The sequence below is a fragment of the Streptomyces sp. NPDC060035 genome, assembly GCF_042736635.1.
Lineage (GTDB): Bacteria > Actinomycetota > Actinomycetes > Streptomycetales > Streptomycetaceae > Streptomyces.
In genome coordinates, this window is record NZ_JBHWVO010000007.1 from 125,556 (window position 1) to 142,748 (window position 17,193).

Genomic DNA, 17,193 nt, shown 5'->3' on the forward strand with positions numbered 1-17,193 from the left:
CGGGCTACCGACCGGGACTTCGCCGTGCCGGGCTCCCGCGTCCAGCGGCGACCCGCCCCGTCCGGTCTCACACCTTGCCGATGCCCAGCGTCGTCTCCGACGGCAGCAGCCCCGAGCCGAGCACCTCCACCCACAGCGGCCCCAGCAGCTCCACGAGCCGCTCCCGCTCCTTGGGTTCGAGCACCTCCCAGGGCGCGGACGCCTGTTCGTCCGTGCGCCGTTCCACCTGCGCGCGCAGGGCCCGCCCGGCCTCCGTCGCCGTCCCGTCCGATTCCAGCAGTCCGCGCTCCGCCAGCCGTTGCCGCCCGGCCGCCCACTCCTCCCCGCTCCATCCCCGGCTCGCGAACACCTCCGGGCGGGCCGCACCGACGGCCGCGAAGGAGACCAGCGACTCGACCGGATCGAGGCCGGCCCCGACGAGCGCCGCGAGGTGGCCGTCCCCCCGGTGCTCCCGCAGGACCGTCGCGGCCTGCCAGAGCACCAGATGCGGCGCGTCCGGCCAGGGCAGAGCGGCGTTGGCCTCGGCCAGGGGGCGGCCCGTGACGTCCGCGGCCAGCGCCGCGCGCCGCGCCAGCACGGCTGCCTCGGCGAACTCCGGGCCGTGCACCCGGTCGCCGAACAGGGCACGGTACGCCCGGTCGACCGCCCTCGTCCGGGCCGCGAGCACCGCCTCCGGAGCGGCCACGGACCAGCCGGCCGGGACGTACCTTCCGGTCATCGCGGGGCTGAAGCTGTAGAACGTGGCAGTCACCCGGTCCTCGTCCACCGCCCCCAGCGGCGCCGCGCGCCAGGCGAAGTAGCTGGGCCAGCGCTCGTCGACGGTGTGGCCGAGCGCGGCGGCCTCCTCGAAGGATTCCGGTGCGTAGTAGAGGACGGCGTGCAGGGGCTCCAGCAGGTGCCACATCTGTCGTACGCGACCCAGCTCGTCGGACATGTCTCCGCCTTCCGCAGAACGGCTCATCTTGTCACTGACTAGATTCCCAGCCTGCTCCTCCCCGAGGAACTTGTCAATGACTAGATACGGCGTACTGTGCTGACCATGACCAGTGAGCGCACCTACCACCACGGCGACCTGCGGCGCGCCGTCCTCACAGCCGCCCTCGACGTCATCGCCTCCGACGGCCCCGACGCCCTGAGCCTGCGCGATCTGGCCCGCCGGGCCGGTGTCTCGCACGCCGCCCCGGCCCACCACTTCAAGGACCGGACGGGCCTGCTCACCGCCATCGCCACCGAGGGGTACACGCTGTTCGCCGACACCCTCGCCGCCGCACCGGACCTACGGGAGCGGGGCGTGGCCTACGTACGGTTCGCCGCCGGGCACCCCGCGCACTTCCAGGTGATGTTCCGCCCCGAGCTGCACCACGCCGACGACCCCGGGCTGCTCACCGCGAAGGCCCGCGCCACCGAAGCCCTCCGCGCCGGGATCAGCGACCTTCCCGAAGCCGGGCGCGGCGGCGACGACCGGCTCGCGGGCATCGCCGCATGGTCCCTCGCCCACGGCTTCGCCACCCTGCTGCTGAGCGGCAACCTGGAAGGACCGGTGGACGGCCGGGACCCCGGGGAGGTGTTCCGGACGCTCACCGGTCTGCTCTTCAGGCCGCAGACCCCGGCTACGACCCAAGAATCGTCGTGAGGAACTCCCCGGTCCACGAAAGCAGTTCGCGCCCCACCACCGGCTTCCCGCCGATCCGGCCCGCCGTCGGGCGCGGCACCAGGATCTGGTGGGCGGCCGGCTTGATGACCGTCTTCGGGTGCAGCCGCTTCAGCCGCAGCTCCTGCGACTCGCGCAGTTCCACCGGGGCGAACCGGATGTTCGCGCCCTGCAGCACGATCTCGCCCACCCCGCAGGCGCGGGCCAGCATGCGCAGGCCTGCCACCAGCAGGAGGTTCTCCACCGGCTCGGGCAGCTTCCCGTAGCGGTCGGTGAGCTCCTCACGGACCGCCCTGATGTCGTCCTCGGTGTTCGCGGAGGCGATGGATCGGTACGCCTGGAGGCGCAGCCGCTCCCCCGGGGCGTAGTCGTGCGGGACGTGAGCGTCGACCGGGAGCTCGATCTTGACCTCCAGCGGCGGCTCCTCCTCGACCCTGCCGTCGACGGCAGCCCGGTAGTCGGCCACCGCCTCGCCGACCATCCGGATGTACAGGTCGAAGCCGACCCCCGCGATATGGCCGGACTGCTCACCGCCCAGCATGTTTCCGGCGCCACGGATCTCGAGGTCCTTCATGGCCACGTACATGCCCGCGCCCATCTCCGTGTGCTGGGCGATGGTCGCCAGCCGCTCGTGGGCGGTCTCGGTGAGCGGCTTCTCGGGCGGATACAGGAAGTAGGAGTAGCCCCGGTCCCTGCCCCGGCCGACCCGGCCGCGCAGCTGGTGCAGCTGGGACAGACCGAAGTTGTCACCGCGCTCCACGATCAGCGTGTTGGCGTTGGAGATGTCGATGCCGGACTCGACGATCGTCGTGGAGACGAGCACGTCGAACTTCTTCTCCCAGAAGTCGACGACGACCTGCTCCAGCGCACTCTCGCCCATCTGGCCGTGGGCCGTCGCGATCCGGGCCTCCGGCACGATCTCGCGCAGCCTGGCCGCCGCCCGGTCGATGGACTCGACCCGGTTGTGGATGTAGAAGACCTGGCCCTCACGCAGGAGTTCACGCCGGACGGCCGCGCCGATCTGCTTCTCCTCGTACGGTCCGACGAAGGTGAGGACGGGATGCCGCTCCTCCGGGGGCGTCGTGATCGTCGACATCTCGCGGATGCCGGTGACGGCCATTTCGAGCGTACGGGGAATGGGTGTCGCGGACATGGTGAGGACGTCGACGTTGGCGCGGAGCTTCTTCAGCTGCTCCTTGTGCTCGACGCCGAAGCGCTGCTCCTCGTCGACGATGACCAGGCCCAGGTCCTTGAACTTCGTCTCCGACGAGAACAGCCGGTGCGTGCCGATGACCAGGTCCACGGACCCCTCGCGCAGCCCCTCCAGTGTCGCCTTCGACTCGGTGTCCGACTGGAAGCGGCTCAGCGCCCGTACGTTGACGGGGAACTGGGCGTACCGCTCGGTGAACGTACCGAAGTGCTGCTGGACCAGGAGCGTCGTCGGTACGAGGACGGCGACCTGCTTGCCGTCCTGGACCGCCTTGAACGCCGCGCGTACCGCGATCTCCGTCTTGCCGTAGCCGACGTCGCCGCAGACCAGCCGGTCCATGGGGACGGACTTCTCCATGTCCTCCTTGACCTCGGCGATCGTGGACAGCTGATCGGGTGTCTCCGCGTACGGGAAGGCGTCCTCCAGCTCGCGCTGCCAGGGCGTGTCCGGGCCGAAGGCGTGCCCCGGGGCCGCCATCCGCGCGGAGTACAGCTTGATCAGGTCGGCGGCGATCTCCTTGACCGCCTTCTTGGCCCGCTGCTTGGTCTTGGTCCAGTCGGCGCCGCCGAGCCGGTGCAGGGTGGGTGCCTCGCCACCGACGTACTTCGTGACCTGCTCCAGCTGGTCGGTGGGAATGTAGAGGCGGTCGCCGGGCTGGCCGCGCTTGGCGGGGGCGTACTCGACCAGGAGGTACTCGCGGGTCGCGCCCTGCACGGTGCGCTGCACCATCTCGACGTAGCGGCCGACGCCGTGCTGCTCGTGGACGATGTAGTCGCCCGCCTGGAGGGTCAGCGGATCGACGGACTTGCGGCGCCGGGCCGGCATGCGCCCCAGATCCTTGCTGGCCGTGCGCTGCCCGGTCAGATCCGTCTCCGTCAGCACGGCCAGCTTCAGGCCCGTATCGACGAAGCCGTGGTCGATGGCCCCGCAGGAGACGTGGACGAGCGACGGCGTGACTTCTTTCAGATCCTGGTCGAGGCGGGCCGCGATGCCCTCACCGCCGAGCACCTCGACGGTGCGGGAGGCGGGCCCCTGCCCCTCGGTGACGTACACCGTGCGCCAGCCGTCGGCGAGCCAGCCCTTGGTGTCGGCGAGCGCACGGGCGGTGTCGCCCCGGTACGCCTCGGGGGCACGCATCCCGAGCTTCAGGGTGTCGTCGTCCAGCTCGTCGTCCGCCGCGAACGGGGAGACCGACCACCACATCATGCCCAGCTCACGGGCGTGGTCACGGACATCGGCGATGCCCCGCAGGGAGGCCGCGCCGACATCGATCGGGGCCTCGCCGCCACCCGCGGTGGCCGCCCAGGACGCCTGGAGGAACTCCTGGCTGGTGGCGACCAGATCGGCCGCCCTGGTCCGCACCCGCTCCGGGTCGCAGACCAGCGCCATCGAGCCCTTGGGCAGGACGTCCAGAAGCAGTTCCATCTCGTCGACGAGCACCGGTGCGAGAGATTCCATGCCCTCGACGGCGATCCCCTCGGCGATCTTGCCCAGCAGCTCACCCAGCTCGGGATGGGCCTCCGCGAGGGCCGCGGCCCTGCTCCGCACGTCCTCGGTGAGCAGCAGCTCGCGGCAGGGCGGCGCCCACAGCCCGTGCTCTGCGACCTCCAGCGACCGCTGGTCGGCGATCTTGAAGTAGCGGATCTCCTCGACGTCGTCGCCCCAGAACTCCACCCGAAGGGGGTGCTCCTCGGTCGGCGGGAAGACATCCAGGATGCCGCCGCGTACGGCGAATTCGCCGCGCTTCTCGACCAGTTCGACCCGGGAGTACGCTGCCGCGGCGAGCGCGTCCACGACCTCGCCCAGATCGGCACTCTGCCCGCCGGCCAGCGCCACCGGCTCCAGGTCGCCGAGCCCCTTGACCTGCGGCTGGAGCACCGAGCGGATCGGCGCGACCACCACACTGACCGGGCCGGTCTCCGGGTCGTCCTGCCGCGGGTGGGCCAGGCGCCGCAACACGGCCAGGCGGCGGCCCACGGTGTCCGAGCGCGGCGAGAGCCGCTCGTGCGGGAGGGTCTCCCAGGACGGGAACTCCGCGACGGTGTCCGGGGGCAGCAGGGTACGCAGCGCCGCTGCCAGGTCCTCGGCCTCGCGCCCCGTCGCGGTGACGGCGAGCACCGTCCGCCCCGCCTCACGGGCCAGCGCGGCCACCGCGAAGGGGCGGGCGGCGGGCGGGCCGACCAGGTCGACATGGGTCCGGTGGCCGTCGGTGGCGGCCTTCACCGCTTCGGAGAGCGCCGGATCGGTGACGACGACGTCCAGCAGACCGTGCAGGCTCATGAAGGCATTCCGTCCGGTGGGGCGAGGAGTGAGCAACGCGAAGGGCCCGACACGTAGGACGGGCCGGGGCTTCCAGCGTACGACTCCGGTGTGACAGCCGCTCCCGCAACGCAGGGTCCCGGCCACCGTCACACGGACACGGATCCGGCCCCGGGGCGTTTGGAGGAACGCCCCGGGGCCGGATCAGTCATCCTACGACGAGCACCCTCACCCGTCGGTGGCGATCGCGTTCAGGACGTTCATACGGCCGGCCCGGAAAGCGGGGACCAGCGCGGCGAACAGTCCGACGAAGGCCGAGGCGACGAACACCGTGAGGATCGTCGGCCACGGGATCTCCAGGACGCCGAGCCCCTCCAGGGCCAGCAGCTTCTGGGCCGAGGTGCCCCAGCCCATGCCCAGGCCGAGCCCGAGCAGGGCGCCGAACAGGGCGATGACCACGGACTCCAGCCGGATCATGCGCCGCAGCTGGCGGCGGGAGAGACCGATCGCCCGCATCAGACCGATCTCGCGGGTCCGCTCGACCACCGACAGGGCCAGGGTGTTCACCACACCGAGCACCGCGACGATGATCGCCAGGGCGAGCAGGCCGTACACGATGTTCAGCAGCTGGCCGATCTGGTCCTTCAGGTCCTGCTTGAAGTCGGCCTGGTTCTGCACCTTGTACTGCGGGTACTCGGCGAGCGCGCTCTTGAGGGCCGCGTACGCCTCCTTCTCCTTGCCGTCCTGCGCCGTGGCGAACATGATCATGTTCTCGGGCATCCGGTCGGCGGGAAGGTACTGCTCGACGGTCGTGATGTTGGTGTACATCGCGCCCTTGTCCACGTTCGTCTCGTCCGAGGTGATCGCGGCAACCTTCAGCTTCGCCGTATCGCCGGCCTTGAACGCGACCGTGATCTCGTCCCCGACCTCGATCCCGTGCCGGACGGCGTAGTCGTCGCCGACCGACATGGCGTTCTTGCCGTACGCGTCGCCGAGATCACCGGCGACCGTGATGCGCCGCAGGTCCTCCTGGTACGTCGGGTCGGCGGCGACGACGCCCTCGTCCTCCGTCTTTCCGTCGGGGGAGGTGAGCTTCGCGCTGACGGACCTGTAGTCGGTGACGTGCTCGATGCCGGGGACCTTCTTGATGGCCTCCGCCGCCTGCGGCACGACCAGCTGGCCGGTGCTCGACTGGACGATGAAGTCCGTGCCGACCGACTTGTCCAGTTCCTCGGTGGCCGAGGCGACCATGGACGAGCCCACGACCGAGAGGCAGGCCACCAGGGCCAGACCGATCATCAGTGCCGCTCCGGTCGCTCCCGTACGCCGCGGGTTGCGCAGCGCATTGCGCTCCGCCAGCCGGCCGACCGGGCCGAACAGCCGCAGTACGACGACGCTGAGCGCCCGCACCACCACCCCGGCCAGCAGCGGGCCGATCACGATGAAGCCGATGAGGGTGAGGACCACACCGAGGCCGAGGAAGATCGAACCCTCGCTCGCCTTGTCCGCCTGCGTCGTCGCCCACAGGGCCGCAGCGCCCGCACCGGTGAGGACCAGGCCGATTCCGGCCCGGATCCAGCCCGACTTCGCGTCCGCCGGGGTCCCGGCGTCACGCAGGGCCGCCATCGGGGAGACCTTGCCGGCCCGGCGGGCCGGGATGTAGGCGGCGAGGACGGTCACGACGACGCCGAGCGCGAGCCCGATGACCGGAGTCGTCCAGGCGATGGTGAGGTCCCTCGTGGACAGCTCCATGCCCATGGCGCTCATGAGCTTCATCAGCCCGACGGCCAGGCCCACCCCGGCGCCCACGCCGAGGACCGATCCGACGATGCCGAGCAGTACCGCCTCCACCAGCACGGACCGGTTGACCTGCTTGCGGCTGGAACCGATGGCCCGCATCAGGCCGATCTCACGGGTGCGCTGGGCGACCAGCATCGAGAAGGTGTTGACGATCAGGAAGATGCCGACGAGGAAGGCGATCCCGGCGAAGCCCAGCATCGCGTACTTCATGACGTCGAGGAAAGACCCCATGGAGTCCTTGTTGGCCGCGGCGGACTCGTCCTGGGTCTGCAGCTTGTACGTACCCGGGTCGCCCAGGGCCGAGGCGACGTTCTTCTTCAGCTGCTTGTCGTCGACGCCGGGTTCGGCCTGGACGGAGATGTGGGTGAAGACACCGGGCTTGCCGAGCAGCTTCTGCTGGGCGGTGGCCGTGTCGAAGTAGACGACGGCCGCACCCGGGTTGGTCACGGTGAAGGCGGTGATGCCGCTGATCCTCGCCTCGATGTCACCGGTGACGGCGACGGTCCGCAGCTCGTCACCGATCTTCAGGTGGTGCTTCTCGGCGGTGTCGGCGTCGACCATGACCTCGGTCGGGCCGCGCGGTGCGTGGCCGGAGGTGATCTCCATGGAACGCAGGTCGTTCCGCGTCCAGTTGCCGGCGATCGTCGGGGCGCCGGTCTCGGAGCCCATGTTCTTGTTGTGGCTGTCGACGACCGTGACGGACATGCTCATGACTCCGCCCTCGGCCTCCTTCACCCCGTCGGCCTTCTCGACCTGTGCGAGGACGGAGGCGGGCAGCGCTTCGGGCCGGCCGTTCTCCGGCAGCTCGTCGGCGCCCTCGGCAGCCTTCGGGCTGACGGTGACATCGGCCGACGACGCCGCGAACAGCTTGTCGAAGGTGGTGTTCATCGTGTCGGTGAAGACGAGCGTGCCGCACACGAACGCCACCGACAGCAGGACGGCGACGGCGGAGAGAGCCATCCGTCCCTTGTGCGCAAGGAAGTTGCGCGTGGAGGTCTTCCAGACGGTCATGACGTCCGCCCGCGCGCGTCGAAGTCCTTCATCCGGTCCAGGACCTGGTCGGCCGTCGGGTTCTGCATCTCGTCGACGATGGACCCGTCCGCGAGGTACAGCACCCGGTCCGCGTAGGACGCGGCCACCGGGTCGTGGGTGACCATGACGATGGTCTGGCCCAGCTCGTCCACCGACCTGCGCAGGAAGGACAGCACCTCGGCACCGGCCCGCGAGTCCAGGTTCCCGGTGGGCTCGTCGCCGAAGATGATGTCGGGACGGGCGGCCAGGGCGCGGGCCACGGCCACACGCTGCTGCTGACCACCGGAGAGCTGTGTCGGCCGGTGCTTCAGCCGCTCGGCGAGACCGACGGTCTCCACGACCTGCTGCAGCCAGCCGGCGTCGGGCTTACGGCCCGCGATGTCCATCGGCAGCGTGATGTTCTCGATCGCGTTGAGCGTCGGAAGCAGGTTGAACGCCTGGAAGATGAAGCCGATCCGGTCCCGGCGCAGCTGCGTGAGCTTCTTGTCCTTGAGCTTGGTGATCTCGATGTCGGCGAGGTGGATCTCGCCCGAGGTCACGGTGTCCAGACCGGCCAGGCAGTGCATCAGGGTCGACTTGCCGGAGCCGGACGGACCCATGATCGCCGTGAACTGCCCGCGAGCGATGTCCACATCGACATGATCGAGCGCGACGACCCGGGTCTCCCCCGCGCCGTACGCCTTGACGACCTGCCGCGCTCGCGCAGCGACGGCCGTACGCCCTCCAGTGCCCCCGTGCCTGGGAATGCTTACAGCCGTTGTCACGGTTTTTCTCCTCTTGTCGGTCGATACCTGGACGTCTCTGTGTACGTTCCGAGTCTCGTGTGCGGAGGGGGTCCGGCGCGCTGGGGCCCGGTGCAGTCTTCAGGTGGGGTTTTCCCCACCCCGCCCTCTGCGGTCAGCCGCAATCGCGGTGTAAGAACACGGTAAGGAACGGGGCCTGCGTCGCACGTCCTCCGCCGGGAGGAACGACCCCTGGGCAGAAGTACGGAGCTCCCCCTAGGGGTCTCAGCCCCTGGAGTGAGACCTGGGTAGGGGATCTCATCCCTCGGCCGCCTCCTGCCGCCCGGCCTCCGGCGGTGAGACAGTGTCCCCGGAAAATAGATGCATAGGGAAAGGGAACCCTGTGGGCGGCACGGGCAGCGCGGACAGCACGGCCGGCCCGGGCGGCGCCGACGGCACGGGCAGCCCGGACGGCACCTGCGCCACGGGCGGCACCGGCAGCGCGGGCGGCACGGCCGGCACCGGCGTCGGTCCGTCAGCAGCAACCGGCCCCGGGGCGGCGGCCGGAGAGGCGACCACCCGCAGCCGTCGTCCGGTGGCCGCCGCACTCATGCTCGGGATGGGCCTGGCCGCCATCGACGGCACCATCGTCGCGACCGCCGTCCCGCAGATCGTCGGCGATCTCGGCGGCTTCGCCGTCTTCTCGTGGCTCTTCTCCGGCTACCTCCTCGCCGTGACCGTCACCCTGCCGGTGTACGGAAAGCTCTCCGACACCTTCGGCCGCAAGCCGGTCCTGGTCGCCGGCATCATCCTCTTCCTGGGCGGCTCCCTCCTCTGCGCCGCAGCCTGGAGCATGGCCGCTCTGATCGCCTTCCGCGTCGTCCAGGGCCTCGGAGGCGGTGCGCTCCAGGGCACCGTGCAGACCATCGCCGCCGACCTCTACCCGCTCAAGGACCGCCCGAAGATCCAGGCCAAGCTGTCGACCGTCTGGGCCACATCGGCCGTCGCCGGCCCGGCGGTCGGCGGGCTGCTCGCCACGTACGCCGACTGGCGCTGGATCTTCCTCATCAATCTGCCGGTCGGCGCGGTCGCTCTCTGGCTGGTGGTCCGCCACCTCCACGAACCGGCCCGGCCGCGCCCCGCCACCCGTCCCCGCATCGACTGGGCGGGCGCCCTCGCCGTCTTCGCCACCGGCGCGCTCCTGCTGACCGCACTCGTACAGGGAGGGGTCGCCTGGCCATGGCTCTCCGCCCCCTCGCTGGGTCTGCTGGGAGCAAGCGCCGCGCTGGCCGTCCTGACCGTCGTCATCGAGCGGCGCGCCGACGAACCCGTCATTCCCGGCTGGGTCTGGCGGCGCCGCACCATCGCCTCGGTCAACCTGGCCCTCGGCGCGATGGGGCTGCTGATGGTCGCGCCGACCGTCTTCCTCCCGACGTACGCCCAGTCGGTCCTCGGCCTCGGTCCGATCGCCGCCGGTTTCGTCCTCTCCGTCATGACGCTGAGCTGGCCCGTGTCCGCGGCGCTCGCCGACCGGGTCTACAACCGGATCGGCTTCCGGCGCACAGCGATCACGGGTATGACCGGTGCCATGCTGGTCCTGATCGCCTTCCCGCTGCTGCCCTTCCCCGGGTCCGCCTGGCACCCCGCCCTGCTCATGCTGCTGCTCGGCGCGGCACTCGGCCTCTTCCAGCTCCCGCTGATCGTCGGGGTCCAGTCCACGGTCGGCTGGTCCGAGCGGGGTACGACGACGGCGTCCGTACTGTTCTGCCGCCAGGTCGGACAGAGCCTGGGGGCCGCACTCTTCGGGGCGGTGGCCAATGCGGCACTCGCCTCCCGGCTGGCTGACGCCCCCGTCACCGGCCTCCCCGGCGACCTCGACGGCATCTCTCACGCCCTGGAGGATCCGGGCGCGCTGACCGCCGCGGCGACCGACTACCTGCGCCGCGCCGTCGACACCGCCACCGACCACGTCTTCACCGGCGCGGCCGTGGCGGCCGGACTGGCCCTGCTGGTCGTGGTGTTCGTCGCCCCGCGCCGCTTCCCGGTGCTGGCCGAGCACGAGGACACCGCCGCCCCGGCCCCGAGGGGCTGAGCCGCGGGAACCACGCCCACCCGGCCGGCCGGCCCGTGCGGCCGAGGGCCGGGCTACTCCGGCAGCCGGGCCCAGAAATGGTCGACGATCTCCTCGACGTAGCGTCGCCCGTCCTCACCGGAAGCGGTACTGCCACCGGCCCGGCTGAGCGTGGCCGCCATGAGGGCCTGGTACTCGTGGTACATGGCGTCCAGCGGCTCGTGGAGTTCCTTGCGCTCCGTGGCGATGAGCTTGGCGATGGGGCGAACGTGCGCCTGCCACCGGGTGGTGACGGCTTCGGTGAGCAGGCGGGCGAGTTCGTCCTCGAGCCCGGTGATGGCGATGAAGTCGCGCGGAGGAAGGTCGAGCAGACTGCCGAGCTTCGCGGACTGCCGCTTGTCCCCGGTCCACTGGCCGGTCTCTTCCATATGGACATAGGCGCCCAGCGGCAGGCCCGTACCGCGGGCGACGTCCTCGGGCGCGATCCCGCGGGCGATGCGGTGATCTCGCAAGGTGTGCGGGCGTCCCATGAGTTCGCGGGGATGACACCACAACGCCCCTGCCAGCGCCGCGAGTTCACTCGCGTTGGGCAGGGCGCTGCCGCGCTCCCAGGCCGCGATGTGATCGGGGGTGATGTGAGCCGTCGCGTAGGAGGCCCGCATGCCGTAGGCGACGTGGCCGTGGGCCATCCCGAGCTTTTCACGCAGGGCTCGGGCAGCACGCGCGTTGAAAGGGGGTGGAGGATGCACATACAGAACGTAGCGGGAGCGTCACCGAAAAATCCATGGTCGCTGTCGCCTGAATCATGCTTTGACGCAATAGATCACCGGCGATTCCGTAGGAACAGACAGATCAGTTCAAGCCATCAAACCCGGCCCGCTCCAAGGCCCTTGATGGTTCGACCCTGACACGTATGATCCGCACGGCAAGGCGCCGCACACGTGTTCACACAACTGCCTGTCACCCGTACCCGGCAGCGGCGGCTCGCCTCTTCCCCTCAACCGTTGCAGGCCCAGGAGACACCGTCATGCACTCCAGCAAGACAAGCCCGGCCGACACGACCGGTATACCGCCGACCAGATCAGGCGGCGCTCTCGACCGGTTCTTCCGCATCAGCGAACGCGGATCGACCTACGGCCGGGAAGTACGCGGTGGCTTCGCCACCTTCTTCACCATGGCGTACATCCTCGTGCTCAACCCGATCATCCTCGGCGGCGCGAAGGACAAGTTCGGCGAGCAGCTGGACACCATTCAGCTGGTCACCGCCACCGCCCTCGTGGCCGCGGTGATGACCCTGATCATGGGCGTGGGCGGCAACCTGCCACTCGCCCTGGCCGCGGGCCTGGGCATCAACGCCGTCGTCGCCTACCAGGTCGCCCCCCTGATGGCCTGGGACGACGCGATGGGCCTCATCGTTCTTGAGGGCCTGCTGATCTGCGCACTGGTGGCGACCGGCCTGCGCGAAGCAATCATGTACGCCATTCCACAGGCCCTCAAACAAGCCATCAGCGTCGGCATCGGCCTGTTCATCGCCTTCATCGGCTTCGTCGACGCCGGGTTCGTCACCCGCATCCCGGACGCCGCGAACACCACGGTTCCCGTTCAGCTCGGCACCGGCACCCTCACCGGCTGGCCCATGCTCGTCTTCTGTCTCGGCGTGATCGTGACGGTCGTGCTCCTCGCCCGCAAGGTCAAGGGCGCCATCCTCATCAGCATCGTCCTGATGACCGTCCTCTCCGTCATCGTCAACTCGTTGGCCGACATCAAGTCCTGGGGTCTGACCGCCCCCTCCCTGCCCGACAAGCCTGTCGCCGCACCCGACTTCGGGCTGCTCGGCCAGTTCGACCTGCTCGGCTCGTTCGGACAGATCAGCGTCCTGACGGTTGTCCTGCTCATCTTCACCCTCGTCCTGTCGGACTTCTTCGACACGATGGGCACCGTCGTCGGTGTGACCGCCGAAGCCGGACTCCTCGACGAACGCGGCCAGGTCCCCGGCCTGGGCCGGGTCCTGCTCATCGACGGCGCGGCCGCGGTCGCCGGTGGCGCCGCCTCCGCCTCGTCCGCCACCACCTACATCGAGTCCGCCGCGGGTGTCGGCGAAGGCGCCCGCACCGGCTTCGCCAACCTCGTCACCGGCGGCCTGTTCGCCCTGGCCCTCTTCTTCACCCCCATACTGACCATCGTGCCGATGCAGGCCGCGTCGCCCGCACTCGTCGCGGTCGGATTCCTGATGATGACCCAGGTCAAGCACATCGACTGGGACCGCTACGAGCTCGCCGTCCCGGCGTTCCTCACCATCGTCGTCATGCCGTTCACCTACTCCATCACCAACGGCATCGGCGCCGGCTTCATCGCCTACGTCATCATCAAGGCCTGCCTGGGCAAGGCCCGCGAGGTCCACTGGCTGCTCTGGGGCACCGCGGTGCTCTTCCTCGTCTACTTCGCCATCGACCCGCTGGAACAGATCCTCGGGATCAAGTAGCACGAAGAGCCGCAGGCGAAGCGGTCCCCCGGGTGTGAACCGCACTCGGGGAGCCGCCTTTCGGGCATCCTCCGACGTGGGGCCCGGGGGTAAGGCCGAACTGCGCCTTGGGGCCCATGCCACGAATTCGGTGACGCCGGCCGGTCCGGACAGATACGGCCGCTGCCGCAGTGACGTCGGCGCTGGAAGCCGTCCATGCCCTCGTTGAAGGCGTCGGTATCGTCGTCGGTCGACGCGCGGCAGCGACACGTCGATGACCCGCGGCTCATCGAAGGACAGGGACGGCCTCCTTCGTCGTCGACGCCTGCTTCAGGTCGTCGACGTACCCGCCGGAGAGCGCCTGGGCGTCCGCGAAGTCCTTGGAGATCCGCGGTCTCGCATGCGCTGGAGGATCCCGCGCCCTCCCCCTCCCCCGCCCTTGCCCCCGCCGCGACGGAGCATCTGCGCCGGGCCGTCGGCACAGCCGCCGACTACCTGTTCGTCGGCGCCGCGGGGGCAGCCGCACTCGCCCTGCTGGTGCTCATCGTCGTGGCCCCGCGGTGCTTCCCGGCCCTCGACGAGCGCGAGAACACCTCCCACGGGGCGCAAGGACTAGACATGTGAACGGTTACCCGAAGTAGTTCGGGCGTAGCCCTCCCCAGCAGCGCTACCCACGAGTAGCGTTCGCGCTCCCAACAGCGCACCCGCGCTCCTGCCTTGCAGTCCGACCCCGGACCCGAGCCATGCAAGGAGCACCACCCCACATGTCGTACGACCACCCGCAGCAACCCGCGCACCCACCGCGGCGCCAACCCCCGCTCCCGCCGCAACCCGCCTACCCGCCACCGCGCATGCGCCCTCCCCGGCCACCGCGAGAGCGCCCGCAGCCACCCCCGTACCCGGGCGAGTACCTCCTGCCCTGGCAGCATTCGTCACCGCAGCCACCACCGCGATGGCCCGCCCCCGCCGCCACCCCCCTCCCCGCGCCCGGCCACCACGGCGATCTGCGTCGCCTGCGCACGGCCTACCGCGTGCTGCGCCGCGTCGCGACGCTGACCGCACTCGGCTACTTCACGCTGTTCCTGCTGCTCTCCGGATACGCACCCGGCCTGATGACCGGCCCCGTCGGTGACGGCGGCCTGACGACAGGCCTCCTCCTCGGCCTGTGCCAGCTCCCCGTCACCCTCGTGGCCATCGCCGTCTACGAGTGGACCGCCCGGCGCACCGTCGACCCGCTCTGCGCCGGACTGCGCAACCGGGGCGCCCACCACGACAGAGGCGACGGGCCGGCCGAACGCCGCAGGACCGGAGCACGCCGATGAACGGATTCGACGAGTCCGCCCAGACCATGTCCCTGACGGCATTCATCGCCGTCGCCAGCGTCACCCTGCTCCTCTGCGTCATGACCGGCCCGGACCGCGACGACCTCGACGAGTTCTACACCGGCTACCGCTCGCTCTCCCCGCTGCGCAACGGCTTCGCCATCGCCGGCGACTACCTCTCCGCCGCCACCGTCCTCAGCACCACCGGCGTCATCGCCCTCACCGGCCACGACGGCCTCGTCCTCGCCCTCAGCACCGTGCTCTCGCTCGTCCTGCTGATGTTCCTGCTCGCCGAACCCCTGCGCAACGCGGGCCGGTTCACCATGGGCGACATGCTCACCCGCCGGGCCCCCGGCCGGGCCGCCCGCATCGCCTCCTGCACGGTCACCCTCGCCGCCCTGGTGCCACTGATGGTCGTCCAGCTCGCCGGGAGCGGCAATCTGCTCGCCTTCATCCTCGGTTTCGACAGCTCCGGCTTCCGGACCGGCTCCATCGTCACCCTCGGCATCGTGATGATCTGCTACGCGGCGATCGGCGGGATGAAGGGCACCGCCCTCATCCAGATCATCAAGACCGTGGCACTCCTCGGCGCCGGGCTGCTCGTCTCCGTACTCGTCCTCAACCGCTTCGACTGGGACACGGGCGCCCTCCTCCGGGCCGCCGAGAGCGGCAGCGGCGCGGGCGCCGCCTACCTGCACTCCGGGCTGCAGTTCGGCGGCAGCGACCTGGACATGATCAGCTCCGAACTGACCGTCGTCCTCGGCGCCGCATGCCTGCCCCACATCACCATGCGGATGACGAGCGTCCGCAGCGCACAGGCCGTCCGCCGCTCCCTGTCCTGGGCGGTCTGCGTCGTCGTAGGGCTCTGCCTGCTGCTCGCCGTCATCGGCTTCGGCGCCGCGGCACTCGTCGGACACGAGCGCATCAGCGCAGCCGGCGCGCAGGGCAACAGCGCGATCCTCCAGCTCGCGGCAGCCGTCGCCGGCGGTGGCGCGATCGGGGCACTCGTCGTCACCACCATGACCACGGCGATCTTCCTGACCCTGCTCGCCTCCGTCGCCGGAATGATCCTGGCCTGCGCCAACTCCCTCGCCCACGACCTGTTCGCCCACGGACTGCACGGCATACGCGACCGGGGCAAGGAGCCCGTCGCGGGCCGGATCGAGATGGGTACGGCGCAGGCCGCCGCGGTCGGAGTCGGGGCACTCGCCGTCGTCCTCGCCGTACTCGCCCGGCAATGGAACGTCCAGGCACTCGTCACGCTCTCGTTCTGCATCGGCGCATCGGCGATCGCCCCCGCGCTCGTCTACAGCATGTTCTGGCGGCGCTTCACCCGCACCGGACTGCTCTGCACACTCCTGGGCGGCACCGCCTGCGTCCTCGTCCTCATCACCGGCACCAACCTCGTCTCCGGATCACCCGGTGCCGTGTTCCCCGGACGCGACTTCAACTGGTTCCCGTTCACCACGACCGGACTCGTCTCCATCCCGTTCGGCTTCCTGGCCGGCTGGCTGGGGACCGTGCTCGGCCGGGGCACGGACAGCGAACAGCGCCGCCAGTACGAGGCCGTCGAACCCTGGATCCTGGCCGGCGCCCCACCCGCAGGCCGCCCGCTCAGCTCTCCGCAGGATCCGTACGCCCGGTGAGCGCGGCCAGCGAATTACGTACGTGCGTCATGTGCGCCCGCACCTCCTCGCAGCCCTCCTCGTGCTCACGCCGAACCCGCTCCGTCTCCCTGACCACACGCTCCCGGGCCGCCCCGGCCGCGGAAAGCAACTCCGCGGCCCGGGCATCGGCGTCCTCCTGACCGTGCCTGGCAGCCTCTTCCGTCTCGGAGAGCTCCCGCCGCGCCGTCGCGAGCAGCGCCTCGCCCCGCGCTGTCAGCTCCTCCTCACGCGCCAGGGCAGCTGCCTCGGCGGCCGCGATCCCGTCCTCGGCGGCCTTCCCCCGCTCGGCATGCTCCTGCTCCTGATGGGCGAGCACACCGGTCGTACGACGACGGGTCTCCGCCATCTCCTCCGCGGCGACACCACGCACCCCACCGGCCTCCGCGCGCGCCTCCTCGACGAGACCCCCGGCCGTGCCCCGCGCCGCGGCCAGCACCTCCTCCGCCCGGGCCTCCGCGGCCGCCCGCACACTCCCGGCGTCCGCACGCGCCGCCCCACGAACCGCCCGGCCCGCCGCATCAGCCGCGTCCCGCAGCTCCTGCGCCTCCTCCAGCGCCGCCCCACGGGACGCCTCGGCCTCGGCCTCCGCGAGGACCAGGATCTGCTGGGGCCGCTCCCCCAGCGAGACATACGTCTGCGGCGCGAGCGAGGCCACCTCCTCGCCCAGCCGCACCGACTCGGCCGTCAGCTCCTCGGCCAGGTCCGTCAGCCGGGAGAGCCGTTCCAGCACCCCGTCCCGCTCCGCCGACAGAGCGGCCACGGTGCGGTCCACCTGCTCCGGACGGTAACCACGTCCCCGTACACCGACGAAGTCGTACGCGGACACCGGTCCACCACTCATCCCTGACGCCCTCTTTCCCGCTCTCCGATTCCCCGACCACCAAGCAATACGTCAAGGATGCGGCAATTGCTGCCGGAAGTCGGAATCGGCCACTCCCTTTCCGGACGGAAGCGACAGGCATCACAGCTCCCGCACGCACAGGACGCCCGGCCCCATC

The 17,193-nt window shown here is 70.6% G+C and carries 11 protein-coding genes; 5 read left to right on the forward strand and 6 right to left on the reverse strand.

From position 1 onward, the window contains the following. Positions 1-67: 67 nt before the first annotated feature. On the reverse strand, positions 68-934 hold the full coding sequence (locus ACFWBQ_RS13700; RefSeq protein WP_385487411.1) for a hypothetical protein: 867 nt from the start codon (positions 932-934) through the stop codon (positions 68-70). 105 nt (positions 935-1,039) lie between these two features. Here ACFWBQ_RS13700 and ACFWBQ_RS13705 point away from each other — a divergent pair, with 105 nt between their 5' ends. Then, positions 1,040-1,633 carry a TetR/AcrR family transcriptional regulator gene (locus tag ACFWBQ_RS13705; protein WP_385487413.1) on the forward strand — a complete coding sequence of 198 codons (594 nt, stop codon included), beginning with the start codon at positions 1,040-1,042 and terminating at the stop codon, positions 1,631-1,633. Here ACFWBQ_RS13705 and mfd read toward each other — a convergent pair. The 3 genes from mfd to ACFWBQ_RS13720 form a co-directional block, all read right to left on the reverse strand. Further along, complete coding sequence (gene mfd, locus ACFWBQ_RS13710) at positions 1,611-5,141, reverse strand: transcription-repair coupling factor (RefSeq protein WP_385487415.1); 3,531 nt, start codon at positions 5,139-5,141, stop codon at positions 1,611-1,613. The genes ACFWBQ_RS13705 and mfd overlap by 23 nt on opposite strands. Before the next feature lie 207 nt (positions 5,142-5,348). Further along, complete coding sequence (locus ACFWBQ_RS13715; protein ID WP_385487417.1) at positions 5,349-7,931, reverse strand: ABC transporter permease; 2,583 nt, start codon at positions 7,929-7,931, stop codon at positions 5,349-5,351. Then, positions 7,928-8,716, reverse strand: a complete 789-nt coding sequence (locus tag ACFWBQ_RS13720) for an ABC transporter ATP-binding protein (RefSeq protein WP_385487419.1) — start codon at positions 8,714-8,716, stop codon at positions 7,928-7,930. The genes ACFWBQ_RS13715 and ACFWBQ_RS13720 overlap by 4 nt, the downstream gene beginning before the upstream one ends. 361 nt (positions 8,717-9,077) lie before the next feature. Between ACFWBQ_RS13720 and ACFWBQ_RS13725 the strand changes: the two genes are divergently transcribed. Then, complete coding sequence (locus ACFWBQ_RS13725; RefSeq protein WP_385487421.1) at positions 9,078-10,766, forward strand: MFS transporter; 1,689 nt, start codon at positions 9,078-9,080, stop codon at positions 10,764-10,766. A 53-nt stretch (positions 10,767-10,819) separates the two neighbouring features. Here the strand turns inward: ACFWBQ_RS13725 and ACFWBQ_RS13730 are convergent, their stop codons facing one another. Continuing rightward, positions 10,820-11,434 carry an XRE family transcriptional regulator gene (locus ACFWBQ_RS13730; RefSeq protein WP_385487423.1) on the reverse strand — a complete coding sequence of 205 codons (615 nt, stop codon included), beginning with the start codon at positions 11,432-11,434 and terminating at the stop codon, positions 10,820-10,822. Positions 11,435-11,772: 338 nt separating this feature from the next. On the opposite strand from ACFWBQ_RS13730, the gene ACFWBQ_RS13735 reads away from it, so the two are divergent. From ACFWBQ_RS13735 to ACFWBQ_RS13745, 3 genes are all read left to right on the forward strand, one after another. Beyond that, positions 11,773-13,227: an NCS2 family permease gene (locus ACFWBQ_RS13735; protein WP_385487425.1), complete on the forward strand. Its 1,455-nt coding sequence runs from the start codon at positions 11,773-11,775 to the stop codon at positions 13,225-13,227. Between the two features lie 830 nt (positions 13,228-14,057). After that, positions 14,058-14,528, forward strand: coding sequence for a DUF485 domain-containing protein (locus ACFWBQ_RS13740; RefSeq protein WP_385487759.1), 471 nt, complete (start codon positions 14,058-14,060; stop codon positions 14,526-14,528). Further along, positions 14,525-16,174: a cation acetate symporter gene (locus tag ACFWBQ_RS13745; protein WP_385487427.1), complete on the forward strand. Its 1,650-nt coding sequence runs from the start codon at positions 14,525-14,527 to the stop codon at positions 16,172-16,174. The genes ACFWBQ_RS13740 and ACFWBQ_RS13745 overlap by 4 nt, the downstream gene beginning before the upstream one ends. Here ACFWBQ_RS13745 and ACFWBQ_RS13750 read toward each other — a convergent pair. Continuing rightward, a complete protein-coding gene (locus ACFWBQ_RS13750) occupies positions 16,143-17,036 on the reverse strand; it encodes a cellulose-binding protein (RefSeq protein WP_385487429.1) in 894 nt (297 codons plus the stop codon). The genes ACFWBQ_RS13745 and ACFWBQ_RS13750 overlap by 32 nt on opposite strands. Positions 17,037-17,193 lie beyond the last annotated feature (157 nt).

Excerpts from the sequence above, each read along its gene's own strand:
- ACFWBQ_RS13740 (WP_385487759.1), top strand. The coding sequence starts at position 14,058 with ATGCGCCCTCCCCGGCCACCGCGAGAGCGCCCGCAGCCACCCCCGTAC.
- ACFWBQ_RS13745 (WP_385487427.1), top strand. The coding sequence starts at position 14,525 with ATGAACGGATTCGACGAGTCCGCCCAGACCATGTCCCTGACGGCATTC.
- ACFWBQ_RS13705 (WP_385487413.1), top strand. The coding sequence starts at position 1,040 with ATGACCAGTGAGCGCACCTACCACCACGGCGACCTGCGGCGCGCCGTC.
- ACFWBQ_RS13700 (WP_385487411.1), bottom strand. The coding sequence starts at position 934 with ATGTCCGACGAGCTGGGTCGCGTACGACAGATGTGGCACCTGCTGGAG.
- ACFWBQ_RS13750 (WP_385487429.1), bottom strand. The coding sequence starts at position 17,036 with ATGAGTGGTGGACCGGTGTCCGCGTACGACTTCGTCGGTGTACGGGGA.
- mfd (WP_385487415.1), bottom strand. The coding sequence starts at position 5,141 with ATGAGCCTGCACGGTCTGCTGGACGTCGTCGTCACCGATCCGGCGCTC.
- ACFWBQ_RS13730 (WP_385487423.1), bottom strand. The coding sequence starts at position 11,434 with ATGGCCCACGGCCACGTCGCCTACGGCATGCGGGCCTCCTACGCGACG.
- ACFWBQ_RS13735 (WP_385487425.1), top strand. The coding sequence starts at position 11,773 with ATGCACTCCAGCAAGACAAGCCCGGCCGACACGACCGGTATACCGCCG.
- ACFWBQ_RS13715 (WP_385487417.1), bottom strand. The coding sequence starts at position 7,931 with ATGACCGTCTGGAAGACCTCCACGCGCAACTTCCTTGCGCACAAGGGA.